12 protein-coding genes are annotated in these 16,636 nt (G+C 63.4%); 5 read left to right on the top strand and 7 right to left on the bottom strand.

What is annotated here, in order from left to right; all coding sequences use genetic code 11:
- Nucleotides 1–123 precede the first annotated feature (123 nt).
- The 5 genes from ACTMTI_RS35250 to ACTMTI_RS35270 form a co-directional block, all read right to left on the bottom strand.
- Nucleotides 124–1,353: a lipopolysaccharide biosynthesis protein gene (locus ACTMTI_RS35250; protein ID WP_441125009.1), complete on the bottom strand. Its 1,230-nt coding sequence runs from the start codon at nucleotides 1,351–1,353 to the stop codon at nucleotides 124–126.
- Nucleotides 1,350–3,239, bottom strand: a complete 1,890-nt coding sequence (gene asnB, locus ACTMTI_RS35255) for an asparagine synthase (glutamine-hydrolyzing) (protein ID WP_441125010.1) — start codon at nucleotides 3,237–3,239, stop codon at nucleotides 1,350–1,352. Before asnB ends, ACTMTI_RS35250 begins: the two co-directional genes overlap by 4 nt.
- Nucleotides 3,227–4,369, bottom strand: a complete 1,143-nt coding sequence (locus tag ACTMTI_RS35260) for a glycosyltransferase (RefSeq protein ID WP_441125011.1) — start codon at nucleotides 4,367–4,369, stop codon at nucleotides 3,227–3,229. The genes asnB and ACTMTI_RS35260 overlap by 13 nt, the downstream gene beginning before the upstream one ends.
- Before the next feature lie 573 nt (nucleotides 4,370–4,942).
- Entirely contained in the window at nucleotides 4,943–5,767 is an 825-nt protein-coding gene (locus ACTMTI_RS35265; protein WP_441125012.1) for a class I SAM-dependent methyltransferase, read from the bottom strand.
- Between the two features lie 364 nt (nucleotides 5,768–6,131).
- Complete coding sequence (locus ACTMTI_RS35270; protein ID WP_441125013.1) at nucleotides 6,132–6,989, bottom strand: O-antigen ligase family protein; 858 nt, start codon at nucleotides 6,987–6,989, stop codon at nucleotides 6,132–6,134.
- Between the two features lie 1,022 nt (nucleotides 6,990–8,011).
- Here ACTMTI_RS35270 and ACTMTI_RS35275 point away from each other — a divergent pair.
- From ACTMTI_RS35275 to ACTMTI_RS35295, 5 genes are read left to right on the top strand one after another with little or no spacing between them, the layout of a single operon-like run.
- The gene (locus tag ACTMTI_RS35275; RefSeq protein WP_441125014.1) at nucleotides 8,012–9,202 is read left to right on the top strand and encodes a glycosyltransferase; all 1,191 of its coding nucleotides are present in this window, start codon (nucleotides 8,012–8,014) and stop codon (nucleotides 9,200–9,202) included.
- Entirely contained in the window at nucleotides 9,199–10,194 is a 996-nt protein-coding gene (locus tag ACTMTI_RS35280) for an NAD-dependent epimerase/dehydratase family protein (protein WP_441125015.1), read from the top strand. The genes ACTMTI_RS35275 and ACTMTI_RS35280 overlap by 4 nt, the downstream gene beginning before the upstream one ends.
- Before the next feature lie 13 nt (nucleotides 10,195–10,207).
- Nucleotides 10,208–11,197, top strand: coding sequence for an NAD-dependent epimerase/dehydratase family protein (locus ACTMTI_RS35285; RefSeq protein WP_441125016.1), 990 nt, complete (start codon nucleotides 10,208–10,210; stop codon nucleotides 11,195–11,197).
- Complete coding sequence (locus ACTMTI_RS35290) at nucleotides 11,194–12,228, top strand: glycosyltransferase family 4 protein (protein ID WP_441125017.1); 1,035 nt, start codon at nucleotides 11,194–11,196, stop codon at nucleotides 12,226–12,228. Before ACTMTI_RS35285 ends, ACTMTI_RS35290 begins: the two co-directional genes overlap by 4 nt.
- A 4-nt stretch (nucleotides 12,229–12,232) precedes the next feature.
- Nucleotides 12,233–13,624 carry a polysaccharide biosynthesis tyrosine autokinase gene (locus tag ACTMTI_RS35295; RefSeq protein ID WP_441125018.1) on the top strand — a complete coding sequence of 464 codons (1,392 nt, stop codon included), beginning with the start codon at nucleotides 12,233–12,235 and terminating at the stop codon, nucleotides 13,622–13,624.
- 711 nt (nucleotides 13,625–14,335) lie between these two features.
- Here the strand turns inward: ACTMTI_RS35295 and ACTMTI_RS35300 are convergent.
- Both ACTMTI_RS35300 and ACTMTI_RS35305 read right to left on the bottom strand, forming a co-directional pair.
- On the bottom strand, nucleotides 14,336–16,039 hold the full coding sequence (locus ACTMTI_RS35300; protein ID WP_441125019.1) for a DUF4012 domain-containing protein: 1,704 nt from the start codon (nucleotides 16,037–16,039) through the stop codon (nucleotides 14,336–14,338).
- A gap of 113 nt (nucleotides 16,040–16,152) precedes the next feature.
- Nucleotides 16,153–16,545, bottom strand: a complete 393-nt coding sequence (locus ACTMTI_RS35305) for a hypothetical protein (RefSeq protein ID WP_441125020.1) — start codon at nucleotides 16,543–16,545, stop codon at nucleotides 16,153–16,155.
- Between the last annotated feature and the right edge of the window lie 91 nt (nucleotides 16,546–16,636).

Raw genomic sequence — 16,636 nt, forward strand, 5'->3', positions numbered from 1 at the left:
ATACGCAGGGGTGGCACAAGTACACGATTCGCGCCTCGCTCGGCGCCAGTGGGGCAATTCGCCCTTGCTGCCTGAGACCGAGTTGGCCAGCGAAGTGAGATCGGGGAGCTGCGGGGATCCCGCTCATACACGGTCCTCAATCGGGGAACCCGTGGAAGACCGATGAGCCCGGGCGAACCGAATGAACTGGGCAAGCGACAGCAACCCATAGGACACGGTCGACGACAACGCGGCTCCGACGGCGCCCCACCGGGGAATGCACACGAGATTGAGAGCAACGTTGATGGCGAGCGCTCCCAGACAAACCCCCGCCATAGACAGTGGCCGTTGGAGCCGTATCAGATATTGCTCCATCAGGCGGACCACGGAGAGTGCGGCTATTCCGGGCGCCAGCACCAGGAGGACTGCGATGCTGCCCCCATACGCGTCGCCGTACATCAGGGGGACGACGATCGGCGAGGCAGCGGCCAGCATTCCTACGCAGGCCAATGAGGACGGCATGGTCCATCGAAGTGCTCGGACAGTGGCGGACCGGGAGTTCGTCATGTCGGGAGCGGCCTGCCGCGGGAGGACGACCTGCATGATGGCGTCCGTGGGTACATTCGCGAGGGACAGGACTGACACCGCCACGGTGTAGATCCCGACCTCTGCCGATGACGTCATGGCGTTGAGCAGGAGGACATCAATCGTCATCAACAGGTGCAGGGAGATCAGCCCGATGTGATAGCGGTACGACATGCTGAGCTGTCGTTGGGCGAGTTCCCGGTCGGCGTGAGCGACGGCGGGGCGGAGCTTCCAGACGTACAGGCCCAGCGGAAGGACCGTGGATGCGCACCACAGAACGATCACGGTCGCGATGGTCACATGACCCGTCGCCGCCAGCACTGCGGTCGGGACGCATTGGGCCAGGGCCGAGAGGAGGACGCCGTGGTTGGAGGTGGCCACATGAGCTTCGAGCAGAAGGACGCGCTGCAAGTTCACCGCGGCAACGCCCAAAGGTGCCGCCACCAGTACAGCCGCCGCGAGGAGCCCTGCTTCATGGGGAAGGATCAACGGTGTCAAGGCGACAGTGCAGATAGCGGCTACGGATCCTGAGACCAGGCCGAGGATGAGGCCGTTCGCGGTAAGGGCGCGGTTCAGCAGGCGGTCGCCCCAGAACGCGATCTGTGAGTGCGGAACCGATAGATGTCCGATGATGATCGCTGTCGTGGCTGTGGTAGTAATCACTGCGTACACACCGCGGCCGTCGGGCTGGAGAGTGCGGGCGAGAATGGCACCAGTCGTCGCGGCCAATACCACCCGGAGGACTTGGGCGGCAGCGGTCAAGGCGACATTTGCTCGGTCGGACGTCACGGCACGGAGCACCTGGGTGCCGTCGTCAGATGGGCGCGGTGCCACAGTTCGAGCTGGAGGAGCGCCCAGATCTGCCGGCTGTGATCGGCGCCCCGCTGATGGCTCTGAAGGAGTTGGAGGACGGCCTCCGGCCGGAAGTAGCCCCGGCTGCGTGCGGAATGGTCGGTAAGGGTGTCGAAGGCGAGTTCTCGCAGCTCACCGCGGAGCCACGTGGCCAGTGGGACACCAAAGCCCTGCTTCGGGCGAGTGACGAGCTTGTCCGGTAGCCATGGCGCTACCGCCCGCCGAAAGATCCGCTTTGTTTCCTTTCCGCAGATCTTGAGCCCTATGGGCAGTCCGGCAGCCCACTCCATCAGCTTGTGATCGAGCAGCGGCGACCGTGCTTCCAGCGAGTGCGCCATTGTGGTGATGTCGACCTTCACGAGAAGGTCCCCGGGAAGGTACGTGCTGACATCGGCTTGCAAGATCCGCCCCAGGCCGGTGTCGGCATTCGAGGCCAGATAAGCGTCGTCGAGGAGACTGAAGCTGTCGATCTCTCTCAACTGTGCCCGAAGAGCATCGGTATAGACCCATGTCTTCTGCTCCGGAGTGAAGTACGACATCATGACCGCGTGGCGCCGGGATTGGGGCTGGGTTACGTACTGGAGAGCCCTTCCCGCCCGCCGCAAGAAGGTGCGTGAGTCCCGTCGGATGAGCATGGTGCCGAGGCGTGACAACCCGGGTGCGAGAAAAGATGGAAAGACCGGGATCTTCGAGAGTCGAGCGGCGAGGACGTAGCGCAGGTAGCCGCCGAAGCACTCGTCGCCGCCGTCGCCGTTCAGAGCGACTGTCACATGCTGCCGGCTGAGCTGGGCGACGTAATAACTCGGGATGGCGGAGGAGTCGGCGAACGGTTCGTCGAAGCACCACGCGATTCGCGGAAGCACGTCGAGAAGGGCGGGCGTGACCACCAGTTCATGGTGGTCGGTGTCGTAGCGCTGGGCCACGAGCCGGGCATGACTGCGCTCGTCGAAGCGAGCGTCCTCGAAGCCGATGCTGAACGTCCTGACGCGCTCACTCGTCTGCATCGCCATCGCCGCCACCACGGCGGACGAGTCGATCCCTCCGGAGAGAAACGCCCCGAGGGGGCGCTCGCTCGTCATGCGGATCCGGGTGGCCTCGAGCAGCAACTCCCGCAGACGATCCTCCTCGTCATACTCGTTGAGGACGGTACGCGGCATCGAATCCAGCTGCCAGTACTGACGTACGGACTCGACTCCCCGTTCCCAGACGAGCAGGTGTCCGGGCGGGAGTTTCCGGACGTTCTGGATGATCGACCAGGGGGCGGGGACGTATTGGTAGGTCAGGTAGTGATGCAGGGCAACCAGGTCCACTTCTCGGGGAATGGTCTGGTCCCGCATGAGCGACTTCAGTTCCGACGCGAAACGGATGGACTGGTGGTCGCGGCACCAGTAAAGAGGCTTCTTCCCCACGCGGTCCCGGGCGAGGAGGAGGCGCTGCCTGGATCGATCCCAGATGGCGAAGGCGAACATCCCCCTGAGCCGATGGACGAGATCGTCACCGTATTCCTCATAGAGATGGACCAGGCATTCCGAGTCGCCCTCAGACTTCAATAGGTGACCGCGGTCCAGGAGATGTCGGCGTAGCTCGGGAAAGTTGTAGATCTCCCCGTTGAAGACCGCGACGACAGAGCCGTCCTCGTTGGAGACGGGTTGCTCCCCGCCGTCGACATCGATGATCGCCAAGCGGCGCATCCCCAGGACAGCGCTGGCCTCGACGTGGTAACCCTCACCATCCGGGCCTCTGTGGCGGATGACCTGACACATGTCCCGTACCAGGTCGGGATCGACGCCGGCTGATGAGATGACGCCCGCTATGCCACACATCGTCTCTCCATTAGCCGCAGATAAAGGTCGACGTGCTGGTCGACCATGGTGTCGAGATCCAGGTTCTTCATCGCCCAGGACCTGGCGGCCATCCCCAGTTCCGCGGCCCACTTCCGGTCCTGCAGCAGGCGATCGAGGGCCGCGGCGAGAGCGTCCGGGTCTCTGGGAGGTACCAGTAGCCCGCGTCCCTCCAGCAGTTCGACGTTTCCTCCCACCGCGGTGGCGACGATGGGCCGGGCCGCGGCCATCGCCTCCATGATCGCGTTGCTCATCCCCTCGTGCAGCGAGGGAAGCGCGACGACGTCCGCGCTGAAGAGATAGGGGGTCACGTCCGATCGGTAGCCGAGCAACTCGACGTGCACCCCCAGGCGGGAGGCGTGCTGGGCGATTTGATCACGCCTGGGACCGCTGCCGACCAGGGCCAACGTAAGCGGTGTCTTTGCCCTGGCGGCTGCTTCGACAAGGTACTCGTGGCCTTTGTCGGGCTTGAGGTTCGCCAGGCAGAGCACGATCGGCCTTGGGGCAGCCAGGCATGTCGTGGTCGGCTGTACGAATGCGGAGCGCGTCAGGCCGTTGTAGATCACGCTGATCTTGTCGTGAGGAACCCCCTCGACCGTCCGCGCATCCTCCGCCACCGCGATCGCGTTGGCGACGATGTGGTGCGTGATCCTGGTGGCCGCCCGCTCCAGTGCGAAGACCCAGCGCCGCCCTCGTTTGAAGTCGCTCAAGCTTCGGCGGCCCGCGACGACCACAGGAACCCGAGCGATGTACGCCGCTGGAGCGCCTAGGACATAGCTGTGATAGAGGAATGCGTGAACGACGTGAGGCTGGATTCTTCGGAACAGGCCGATCAGGCGCCCGAAGGCCATCAGGTTGTGCACAACCGAGTTCCCGCGGCGCAAATGCAGGTGGTGGACGGGAATCCCGGCCGACACCAGGTCGTCCTCCAGCGGTCCGCCCTCGAAGAGGAGGGCAACGTGTACGAGGAAGCCTCGTGAACGTAGCCCCTGAGCGAGCAAAATGACCTGTTTCTCCGTGCCGCCGACTCTCAGCTGGCCCAGGACGAGGAGGACACGCCGATCTCGCAATGTCAGGCTGTCTGCCGCTACCTCACCTTGGTCACAATTCACGCATGAGATCTTACGTTCGGTGTTCGCCGCGCTACCTCATTGAAAGGGGTGTGTCTTTCGGCGATTGCCCTTGCTGGTTAGCTAGATCCTGCCAGGTCGGGTGGATTCGCCGGTGAGGCGGCGGATCATGAGGTCGATCATGGCAATGTGGATCATTGCTTCGGAGCGGACAGGCAGAGCCTCGTAGTCGCGGGCCAGGCGGCGGTGAGACATCAATCAGCCGAGGGTGCGTTCGGTTACCCCGGGCTGGGCAGGGCGGGGCAGCCCCTGGTGGCGATTGCGCCGGACGACAGCCGCCGCGCTCCCCGCCCGGCTGGCCGACCCGCCCGCCGGATCCCGCCACGGCGATTCGGAAAAGAGTCGCACACCGGGCTCGCGGAACCCGGCGCCCCCGCAGCGTCAGGCGACAGCCTGCATCAACCGCGCAGGGACATTACAGGCAAACCGCGGAACCACTCATGCAACACAACCCGCTGACGACTCTAGGCCAAGGAGCTGGTGTCTTCGAATGGCGATCACTGCTGGCCGCTCACGTATTCCGCAAATATATCAGACGTGTTGCCGATCGAATGGTCAACGGGGCAAGGCGAAGACGTATTCGTTGCAGCCCAGGCCGCCACGACAGGTCTTCAGGAACCTTAGTTCGTAGCCTCGTTCGCGCAGAAGATTGAAGATTGCTTCGGGCGTCGCGAACTCGAATGGGAAACCGCCGATCCAGTCCACGAGGTCATGCCGAGACGACATGCCGCGGGGGCGGGCAGTTCGGACGACGGGTTGGCCGCACATCCGCTTCGCGGCGGCGGCCGCGATTCGGCGCGTGTCGAAATACAGACCACCGGCCAGGACGAGTGCGCGCCGTCCGAGTGGTCCTGAACGCACGTAGCGCCGTTTCACTCGCCACCACAGCTGGCTGGCCAGGCCCTGGTCGTTGTAGATGGAGATGAACAGAAATCCCCCGGATGTGACCAGAGTGGACGTGGTGATGATTGCCTGTCGCATCGCGCCGGTGTGGTGCAGAACCCCCCACGAATACACAATGTCGTGCACTCCCAGCCCCGCTACGTAGGCCTCATCGAGTATCGACCCCTGTTCGATTTTCCAGTCACTGTCCGGCGCGAATCTATGTCGCAACTCTGTGGCCGCGGCGACCGACTTCGGGTCGTAGTCAAAGGAATGAACCGTGGCACCAAGCAGGTGTGCGGCCAGTGAGAACAGCCCGCTGCCGCATCCGACATCGAGGAACGAGCGACCGGTAAGGTCGTCCAACCCCAGTGTTTCGGTCAGCGACTTCTTTGCCATCTCGACACGTGATTCATTCACAACGTCGAGGTAGTCCTGCCAGTTGGCACCGAACGCGAAGCGATCCTCGTTCCGCTGCTCAACGGTTTTCTTTGTCATTTTTGCTCCCATCTACATAATGCTGCGGCGGCGAGGTGTCCGGAGTTGTGCGAGGGGAATAGTGCGCACCCATCGCGAGGCGGTGAAAAATGGATAAATCCGCTAGGCGCTAACCTGCTTCATCGGCCTTTCCAGTACGAGAGTTATCGAAGGCGCGTGACGCTTGCCTGCGGTTCGGTGTTCACTGTGGACAGGAGCTGCTGGGAGGTGAGGCTCTTCGGCCGAAGCCTGACACCTTTGGCAGGGTAGATCACGCTCATCGTTGCGTCCTGGATGGGATGTATGGTGGTTCAAAGGAAAAAGGATGAGCTCGACAATTGCCGTCCTATGCATCTTCATGCACATCTTTTGCAGTGGGAACTACTCAACAGGATCTCAGATCGGTCGTGGCCTTTTGCGGCGACACGCCCAGATCGGGCCCTGGCTGTATATATTCGACTGCTTCTGCCGATGCATGAATGCCGTGATTGGCTGACGTTGGCGATTTATTTTCCGCCTCATTAAGAGACCTTGTGGCTACTAGGCACCCGAGCGAAAGCCAGAACGGCACGCTGACAATCGGGTTCGTGAGAACATTGGCGAAGACAAGCACTGTCATGTACGTGATCACGATCCCTCGGAGTATCGCGAACTCGTCGGTCCTTCGGCCTCTGATGCCCAGCCATATCAAGACCAGGAAGACCGCCAAGGTGATGATGCCGGACTCCGCGGCCAGGCGGAGGTAGTCGTTGTGTGTGGCCATGTAGATGCCGAAGTTCAAGGATTCTGCCGCGTGTGAGGCGAACAGGCCATCTCCGATGCCTCTGACGGGATGCTCGGCGATCACCTGAATGGCGAACCCGGCGACGGCTATCCGAGCGGCCGAGTTGTGGCTCAACTCGGGTTCAGAGCGGCCACCCACCACGATATCTGCCAAGCTGTCGATGGTTCCGGGAAGGACGATTGCGATCGCGATGGTGGAGACGGTGAGGAGCGCCTGCGCCAGACGAGAACGAGATTGGACGAAGATGATGAAGATGCCTACTGATGTGGCGAGGAATGCTCCACGGGACTGCGTTTCGAAGATGGCTATGAGACATGCTCCAGCAGGAATGAGCCATGCTGCCTTCCGTCTGGCAATGGCGACGGCTGCGACGCATGGAATCGCGAGCATTGCCCCCAAATAGTTGCAATTTACCCCGAGGCCCTCAAGCCGCCCGGACGCGTAGTCGCCTGCGATCATGACGTATATGGCGGTTATCCCCCCGGCCAACGCGATTACGTTGATGAGCCTCCGGGGTGACGGGGGTGATGCGATTGCTGCTGCGAGCAGACCCAGCCCCGCAAGAATTTCCGCGAGAGCGGGCAGCCGGGAAGCCGGCATGAGCGGTGTCACGGAGGGAAACGCGTAGCTGAAGACGAGTAGGCAGGCCAGCAAGCCGACCCAGTAATGGGGCGGTCGGAGCACGCGGGTTCCTACGGCAACCTGCGCCGCCACGAAGAGCGTGACCGAAACTGCAGCCCAGAGCGCGGGACGCGGACTCCCCGTCAAGGCCGCCCCCAGCTGGCCGATAGGTATCACTAGGAGTGCCGCCGGGAAATGCACTGCGCTGGTTGATCTGCTACTGGTCACGTGACGAAGATCTGTTGCTATCTTGTCCAAAGTGTGCCGCTTCGTGATGAAGAATAACGTTAAAAGAATCGTGTAGCGATAGCATCAATACTGTGCCGGTTTGCGTACGACGCCATGAGTCATCATCGGCTGTTGGGCCGTATCGACGAAGCGTAATCACGGATGGAGATTTTGTCCGGCATCAGAGCGTTGGAAGCCCTGGGGTGTCACATCTGGCCGCATCCGTTCATCCTTCAAGGAGGGCCGCCTTGAGACGGCAATCCCCCTGGCAGTTCGATCTCGCAGTGAGGGTTGCGGCGACGCGCAGCAGCGAGCCCAGCGTGCAGCCATATGGCTGGGGCGGGCTCAGCCCGTCGAGCCGGTCCGGTCTCCGGGACTCGAAGATATCGGCGCAACGCTTGGGCCTCTACCGATCTTGGCCAGCGGCGCACAGACCTCATCTGCAAGTCCGCCCTTCAGGCAGGCGGCCCATTTGCGGTGTTCTCGAGCAGCAGAGATGGAGACGATCTCTGGCCATGTACAGGTAGGGAATGAGGAAACATTTCGCCGCCATAGCGACGTGATGAGTGGAGTGCCGCGAACGCCGGGTTAGCTTCTCCAACGTCGGCCAGGACAGTTGGTGAGGAGCCCGCATGAAACCGGACGGCCGGATCCGTGTCATGGAGGTCATTGCTCGGTTGAACGTGGGTGGCCCCGCCACACAGGTGACGGGACTGTGTGAGCGTCTGAACCAGGCCGAGTTCGACCATCGGCTCTACACGGGGCATGTGGACGCCGAAGAGGGGGATCACCTCGATCTGAAGGCTTCGGCGGTGCGGGTTCGCCGAGTGGTGGGTCTGGGCCGCGCGGTCAAGCCCTTGGACGACTATCGCGCTCTCCGTGGGTTGATGGCCGCCATGCGTGACTTCCGGCCACACGTTGTTCACACGCGGACGGCCAAGGCCGGCGCTCTAGGGCGGCTGGCGTCGCTCCTGTCCGGTGTCGGCGCTGCCCGGGTGCATGTGTTTCACGGGCATCTTCTCCACGGCTATTTCTCACCAGTGAAGCGCTTTCTCTACGTGCGCTCAGAACGGTTCCTCGCTTCCAGGTCCGATCGGCTGGTGACCGTCGGATCGCGGGTTCGCGATGATCTACTCGCGGCAGGGATCGGCCGTCCCGAGCAGTACGTGGTGATCAGGCCGGGCGTTCAGCTCGGTCCCGTCCCCGATCGCACGACGGCTCGTCGCGCTCTAGGCCTGCCACCAGGCGCCCCGGTCGTTGCCTATGTGGGGCGACTGACCCAGATCAAGCGGCCCGACCGATTCGTCGCGGCAGCCAGAGCTGTGCTCCGGCGGGTGCCTGACTGTCATTTCGTGATCTGTGGTGGAGGCGAACTCCAGGAGCAGCTTGAACGCAGCATCCAATCCGTGCGGCGGTCCTTCCATCTGCTCGGTTGGAGAAAGGATGTGGAAACGGTCTACTCCGCCGCCGACGTGGTGCTGCTGACATCCGACAACGAGGGCACGCCGCTCACCCTTATCGAGGCGGGAATGGCCGGCACACCCACCGTCTCCACGCGGGTGGGAAGTGTCGCGGAGATCGTTAAAGACGGCCAGACCGGCCTGTTGGCCTCGACTGACGCGGACCAGTTGGCCGAAAAGACAGTGAGGCTGCTCTCCGACCCCTCGCTTGCCCGTCGGATGGGTGAGGCTGCCCGTGACTGGACGAATACCTCCTTCTCAGTGGAACGCCTCGTCGCGGATACCGAAGCCCTTTATCGATCGCTGGTCCAGGAGCGCGGGACCGACTCGTCGCGGCCTGAGCACGAGGGAGTGAGCAGATGAAAGTGCTGGTAACCGGCGGCGCAGGCTTTATCGGCGCGAACCTGTGCCGCGCGCTTGCGGTGCGGCAGGAAGTCGAGAAGATCACCGTCCTGGACGACCTGAGCAGTGGAAATCTCGTCAACCTCGACGGCGTCGAGGTGGATTTCGTGAAGGGCAGCATCCTGGAGGATGATCTACTGACCGATCTCGTCGCCGACACAGGTGCGGTCGTCCATCTGGCCGCCCGGCCCTCGGTGCCTCGATCGCTGGCAGATCCCATGGCCTCGCACACCGTGAACGCCACAGGCACCGTCAAAGTTCTCGAGGCATGCCGTCGGGCCAAACCTCACCTGGTCCTCGCGTCGTCGTCCTCCGTCTACGGAGACTCCCAGGAACCGCACAAACATGAGGACCTTCCTCCCCGGCCGCTCAGCCCCTATGGCGCCAGCAAGCTGGCGACCGAGGCCTATGCGCTGGCGTACGCGGAGAGCTTCGGCCTGCCTGTCCTGGCCTTCAGGTTCTTCAACGTGTACGGTCCGCTGCAGCCGGCCGATCATGCCTACGCGGCCGTCGTTCCTACGTTCGCGTCGATGGCCCTGCGCGGCTGTCCGGTGCCCATCTACGGCGATGGGTACCAGGCGCGCGACTTCACCTATGTGGGGTCGGTGGCGGAGGTACTCGTGGAGGCGATCATCCGCAGGGTCACGAACGCCAAGCCGGTGAACCTCGCATTCGGCACCCGCGTGACCCTGCGGCACCTCAAGGACGTCCTGAGCGAGGTTCTCGGTCGGCCGGTCGAAGCGACCTTCCTGCCTCCCCGGATCGGCGACATCCGGGAATCACAGGCCTCGCCCCATCTGTTGGGCCGGCTGTTCCCGTCAGTGCGTCCAGTCGGACTTGACGAAGGAATCCGTATGACGGTGGCCTGGTTCGAGAACGCCGCGCTCCCTAGCCCCGGTGCCCATGCCTGCTCGCCGCTTCCCCCCGGAAGTAAGACCTCTCCACATATGTGACAAGGGGAATCCTGTGAGCAAAGCATCAAAGAGCACCTACCTGATAACAGGCGGCAGTGGATTCGTCGGGTCGCATCTGGCCGATGCGTTGCTCGCCCGCGGTGACTCAGTCGTGGTGCTGGACAACCTGTCGACCGGGCGGCTGGAGAACCTCCGGCCGCATACCAACCTTCGCTTTGTGCATGGGTCCGTTCTGGACGAGCTCATGGTCGACGAACTGACTCGCCAGTGCGACGTTGTGGTCCATCTCGCGGCGGCGGTCGGCGTCAAGCTGATCGTCGAGCAGCCGCTGCGGTGCTTGACGACCAACATCCGCGGCTCGGAGATCGTCATGGAGGCCGCGCATCGCTACCGGAAAAAGATCCTGATCACCAGCACCAGCGAGATCTACGGCAAGAACTCCTCAGGGCCGCTGCGGGAGGACGCGGACCGCATCCTCGGCAACCCGTCCGTCGTTAGGTGGGCCTACAGCACGGCGAAGGCCGTTGACGAGATCCTGGCCAATGCCTATTACCGGGAGCGGGGCCTTCCGACGATCGTGGTGAGGCTGTTCAACACCGTGGGGCCGCGGCAGAGCCCGGCTTACGGCATGGTCATCCCGCGCCTCGTACGGCAGGCGATCAGCGGCGCTCCCCTCACGATCTTCGGTGATGGGAGCCAGACCCGTTGCTTCGCGCACGTCACGGATGTTGTCGACGCGTTGCTCATGCTCCTGGATCTCGAGGCGGCGGTAGGCGAGACCTTCAACATCGGCTCGGAGGAGGAGGTGAGCATCCTGGAGCTGGCAAAGCTGATCATCCGGCACACCGGATCCACATCCGGGCTCGAACTCATCCCGTATCACGAGGCGTATGTACAGGGCTTCGAGGACATGACGCGCAGGGTGCCCGACACCACCAAGCTTCATGAGCTCACCGGCTGGGTTCCACGGCATACTCTGGACGAGATCCTCACCGAGGTCGTCAGGGAGGCCCGCGGAGACCTCGTGGCGTCCGTCCGATGAACGCCACGACCGCCTACGTCACTGGTGCAGTCGCGTTTCTGATCAGTCTTATAGCCGTCGTGCCGCTGAAGCGCTGGGCGTTGCGCTGGGGCCTGACCGATCGCCCCAGTGCGAACAAAGCGCACGCTCGCCCGACCCCCTATCTCGGTGGCATTGCGATCAAGCTGGGCACGCTCGTCCCCGCGGTCACGGCACTCGGCTTTGCCGATCAGCGGATCACCGCCGTGCTGCTGGCCGCTACGACGATGGCCTTGGTCGGCCTAATCGACGACGTCAGGCCGTTGCAGCCATTCACCAAGTTGACCGTGGGGACCGTTGCGGCCAGCGGAGTCGTCTCCTCTGGCGTCCACATCACGCTGATCGGCGGATGGCTGGACGGTTGTCTCACGGTCCTGTGGATCGTCGTGATGGCCAACTCCTTCAACCTGCTGGACAACATGGACGGTGCGCTCGGAACGGTCACCACGGTCACTGCGGCCTTCCTCGCGGGAACGGCCTTCGTGTCGGGTGAGCCGTCGCTGACGCTCTTGCTGATCGCGCTCGCCTGCGCCAGCTTCGGCTTCCTGCCGCACAACTGGGCGCCAGCAAAGATATTCATGGGCGACTCCGGATCCCTGTTCGTCGGATTCGTGCTCTCCTGCTCCACCGTTCTCCTGGTGTCAGGGCAAGACCCGGATGCAATGATCGCTGGGCTGCTCCTGCCGACCTTTGTGGCGGCTGTCGACACGGGCGTCGTGTTCTACTCGCGGCTACGGGTTGGACGCTCTCCTTTGGCGGGTGGCACCGATCACGTTTCCCACAGGCTTCGCCGGATGGGCCTCGGGACTCGCGCGGTCGCTGTGGTGCTCGGCCTGACGGCGGCATTGGCCGGCGGCTGCTGCCTGGCGATGGCCCTGCAGCGGATATCCCCGCCGGTCACGGCGATGATCACGGCTGTAGCCGCCATCCTCCTCATCAATGTGCTACAGGGTGTAAGCGTGTACGCGCCGATAGAGCGCCCTGTGCCCGGAATCCGTGAAAGTCAGGGTTGATCCAGTGGACCTGGTGTATTGTCTGAGGCTTTTGTGTCGTAACTGGTTGCTCCTCCTCGTTTCGCTGGTCATCGGTGTGACATCAGCGGTGTTGGTTACCGCGAACACGCCGCCGAAGTACGCCGCGACGATCACCATGATGGCCAAGAGTGCAAAGATCACCATGCTGCTCAAGGGTGAAAAGATCGATACTTTCGATGTGTACCAGCCGATCTCGCTGCAGCAGGTGAAGTCCTATGCCAACCTGCTGTCCAGTCGACACGTGATCGGCCAGGTCGTAGACAGCGAGGCCGAGATCGGAGCCCTTCAGCAGAAAATCACAGCGCAAGCCATTCCGGATACCATGCTCATACAGGCGACAGTCACCGATGGCGACCCGGCCCGGGCCAAGCACCTCGCCGATTCCCTTGGTGCCAGGTTCGCCGAAATGGTAGAAGAAATGGAGCGACCGACGCCCCACGGCCCTTCCAGCGTTAATGTGCTGGTGGTCGATCAGTCGGCGGTGCCAAATGGACCGATCAGTCCCCGGCCGCTGGTGAATGTCGCGTTCGGAGCGCTGATCGCACTTTTCGTCGGCCTTGGAACAATTCTCCTCCGTGATCGCTTGGACACCGCTATCAAGACCTCCGAGATGCTTCAGCGGTTGTCTCAGAGCTACACGCTTGGAATCATCGGTTACGAGAAGGAGGCACAGCGTCGCCCTCTGATCGTCCGCGACGGGGGGAGTTCGTTGAGGTCTGAGGCGTATCGCTCGCTACGCACAAATCTGCAGTTCATCGGTATCGACCGGCAACCCAAGTCGCTTGTGATGACCAGTTGTCTCCCGCGTGAGGGGACGTCCTCGACCTCATCCAATCTCGCGATCGCCCTCGCGCAGGCGGGACGACGGGTGATTTTGATCGATGGCAACCTTCGCCACCCGTGCATTCCGGATTACTTCGGCATCGAAAGCGCAGTGGGTCTGACGGATGTGCTCATTGGCAAGGCGCAGCTGGGTGACGCGGTCCAACGATGGGGGGAGCTGGATCTGCACATACTGCCGAGTGGCCGGATCCCGCCTAATCCTAGCGAACTCCTCGGTTCGCCTGGCATGGGGGAGGTGCTCGAGGAACTCATGAAGAGCTACGACATGGTGATCATCGACGCGCCACCGCTGCTGAGCGTCACCGACGCGGCAACGCTTGCGGCCGCCTGCGATGGCGCGCTGCTCGTCGTACGGTACGGCAAGACCCGGCAGGAGCATGTCATCCGCGCCAAGGAGCTGCTGTCATCGGTTAACGCCCACATGGTAGGGACTGTCCTGAACGCTGTGCCGGCCAAGGCCAGTCGCCGTGGCGACGGCTATGAGACAGAGCTCGAGGCCAAGAGTGAAGCCGCGGTGCCGGTGTCCGCGTGAGCAACTGGAGCGGGGCGGCGAGCGATTCGGCGATCTTCTACTCCACCCGCACAGCTCGCGCCTCCTCGACAAGAGCGTGGGCGCGCCGTGCGGCATCATCGTGGCCGTTGATGGTCGCCGCCGGCACTGCTCAGGTCAAGCTGCCGAACTCGACGATGGTGAAGGCCCACGTGGCGGTCGGCATGTCGCTGGCCGTCGTTTGGGACCACCGAGCTGGCCAGTCGGGGACCAGGAAGCCCTTGACTCAAGCACGAATTGAAACAAATTCGCGCCGTGCTGGACACGCTCCCGGAGGGTCGGCCGCGCCCGGCCATCCGAATCATGGTGCCCGCCGCAAGAGCGGCCAAGCACTTCGGATCGGATGGCGTCGTGCTCGCCGTACTCATGAAGGTGGTAGGGCCAGGTAGGCCGCGAAAGGAACTCGATTCCTGCTGATGATCCTGTTCCAGGCGATCCTGATCAACCGCGAAGGGCCCACTCACCGGCAAGGCCATGGCCTTACAACGGTGGCGAGTGGCATCGCAGGTGTCGCGTCACCGATTCGGCGACCGTTGAGATCGCCGCCGTGGCGGAGCAGCCCTAGTCGCGCGCTCGGTCATCCGCAGGCCCGGCTTCGCGTGCCTGCGTGCGCCGGTGACGATCCCGTCCTCGATGAACTGCCCATGAGTCAGGCGGCAAGGGGCCGTTCGCGGCACGCTGATCTTCACCCCCTTATCGCGTGTCCTGGGCGGCGGACGATCCTGCCGGGCAGCCCGTGCGGTCCTCGGTGATGCGAATTTGCTGGGGACGCACCAGCGGTTGCACGGGAACCACCGGTGGCTTCGCCGAGTAGTGCTCCAGCAGGTCGAACTCCAGCGTCCTTGACTGCCTGGGGGCGAACTCCACCACGGCGTTGTAGACGGGGTGGGATCGTTCGATCTGCCCGACGATGGGAGCCGGCTTGCCGTCGATCCTCATGGCGTCCATCTTCGCCCCGACCCCGGTATAGAACGACACCCATAGCAGGTTGGACCCGTTGGATGCGGTAGCGCGTTGATCCTCGGGGAGATCGAGCCGGGCGGCGACATATGTAGGCAGATTCACCGGCGGCACGTTGTTGGTGAGCTTGATCCGCACCTTGGTGGCACGCATCCCGTCGCTCCGGCACGGGCCCAGCTCATAGTGGAGCGAGCGCTCCAGGTAGTAGTCGAGCTTGGTGCCGGCGGAATTGATGACCATGAGCCCGGCGAACGGACCCGGCTTCTGGGGGAGTACGCCGCCGAGCGGGGTCGCCGCCAAGCGTCGCTGTTCGGATACCTTGCGGCTCCAGATCTGGATTCTCCGCTCCTCCACCATCTGCGAAAGCGCGGATATCAGGGCAAGGGGGTCCGGGTGGGAGCTGGTGATCGCCTTGCTCACAGCGCTGGCGATCGTAATGAGGAATTTCTTGCGCTCTACGGCATCCGCGTACCGTGCATATGCTTCCCGCTCAGTGAGGTCGACCACGTTCTCTGCGGTCACCTTCTCACCGTTGGACAGCGCGACGGGTCCGATCACCTTCAGCAGGTAGGAGAGAGCGACTGGATCGGTCGCGATCGCGCCGTTCAGTCGCTCGCCGGTCTGACGTTCCCACAGCGCCGCCCACGTCTTCGCGGCATACGGGAAGTGCGGGGAGAGATTGGAATTGGACAGCAGGGAGACCGCAGTGCGACCGTAACGCGCGCGGAAGGCGGGACCATAGTCGGTGACCTGAACAGAACCTGACTCTAGACCGTTATTGGGCGAGAGCCGCTCGATGCTGAGATGGCCACGGTCGGCTTTCAGGATGCCGAACGCGCCGACCAACCCCCCGGTTCCCCGTGCCTCGGCGTTGGTCTGGAACGCCAGGAAGTAGCGGCGTGGTCCGTGATAGCCCAGCATCTCAGGTAGCAGAGCGGCAGTTTCGTTCACGGCGGGGTCGTTGGCCACAGCCAGCCAGCCCCGCAGTTTGTCCATTTCGTCCAGCGCCGTGGCACGTGCCTGGTCCAGCTCGTCCAGACCGGTGTCGGCCGGGGTGGCCGCCAGGCGCGATCGGATCAGCTCGATGCGGCCGGCGGCGTCGCGCAGCACCGGCGTCGCCGATTTCAGACTGGCCGGGAGCGTTTCCACGTTGTCCATGGAAAGCCCCTTCACCGTGATCAGCTTCGCGACGACGCCGTGGACATCCCTCAGCACGCCGGTCAGATCAGCGGCGGCCGCGGCGAGCCCGCGGACCGTCGTCGCGCCGTCTTCCACCGGAGGGATACGACCGATCAGCGACCAGCCCTCACCGTTGGTGATCCGGCGGGCTTCTTCAGCATGTCGTTGCGCGTCAGCGAGCGACCCGGCTGCTCCAGCCGGGTCGCTCGCGCGCAGCCGCACCAGTGCGTCCTCGGTCGCTTGCAGGTGATCCCGCACGCTCAGACCAAGGTGTGCCGACCAACCCGCGGCCAGCGTGATGCCTGCCGTCGGGCATAGCAGGCCTATGGCGATGAGGCGGCGCTTCCTACTACGCACTGGTAGCTCGGTTCCTACTCCGCACCGACGGTTCGGCGACGCCGAACGACCATCGCTGTGCCAACGGCGCCGGCGAGCAGCAGGCCCGCACCCGTTGCGGCCAGGGCCTCCACGGGTGCCCCGGTCACCGGCAGCTGCTCCACCTCCACCTCGTTGACGTGGTGCTTGTGTTCGTGACTGCGGTGGCGCTGCTTGACGTCGGCCTCTACGGTTGAGTCGTTCCTCTGCTTCTGCTGCCCCGCTTGCTTCTGGTCCTGGTCCTGGTCCTGCGTCTGGAATTGGGTCTGCGTGGGGGTCGGCGGGTACGGGTCTGCGTACACGGCCGTCGCCGACCCGATGGTCCCCAATGCGAGTCCACTCCCGAGCACTGCCGCGAGCAAAATAGGTCTCGTGATCTTGTGCGCCATTTCGGTCCCCCGTAACGGTTCCTCGGCTGTTCGAACAGTTCGCCCGGAATGTCGGCGAGATGTTCACTACGAAACCGTTATATGCGGCGAG

This window comes from Nonomuraea sp. H19 (assembly GCF_052068215.1).
Classification (GTDB): domain Bacteria; phylum Actinomycetota; class Actinomycetes; order Streptosporangiales; family Streptosporangiaceae; genus Nonomuraea.

Coding starts and splice junctions, on each gene's coding strand:
- asnB (WP_441125010.1), bottom strand. CDS start 3,239: ATGTGTGGCATAGCGGGCGTCATCTCATCAGCCGGCGTCGATCCCGAC.
- ACTMTI_RS35265 (WP_441125012.1), bottom strand. CDS start 5,767: ATGACAAAGAAAACCGTTGAGCAGCGGAACGAGGATCGCTTCGCGTTC.
- ACTMTI_RS35270 (WP_441125013.1), bottom strand. CDS start 6,989: ATGATCGCAGGCGACTACGCGTCCGGGCGGCTTGAGGGCCTCGGGGTA.
- ACTMTI_RS35275 (WP_441125014.1), top strand. CDS start 8,012: ATGAAACCGGACGGCCGGATCCGTGTCATGGAGGTCATTGCTCGGTTG.
- ACTMTI_RS35280 (WP_441125015.1), top strand. CDS start 9,199: ATGAAAGTGCTGGTAACCGGCGGCGCAGGCTTTATCGGCGCGAACCTG.
- ACTMTI_RS35290 (WP_441125017.1), top strand. CDS start 11,194: ATGAACGCCACGACCGCCTACGTCACTGGTGCAGTCGCGTTTCTGATC.
- ACTMTI_RS35305 (WP_441125020.1), bottom strand. CDS start 16,545: ATGGCGCACAAGATCACGAGACCTATTTTGCTCGCGGCAGTGCTCGGG.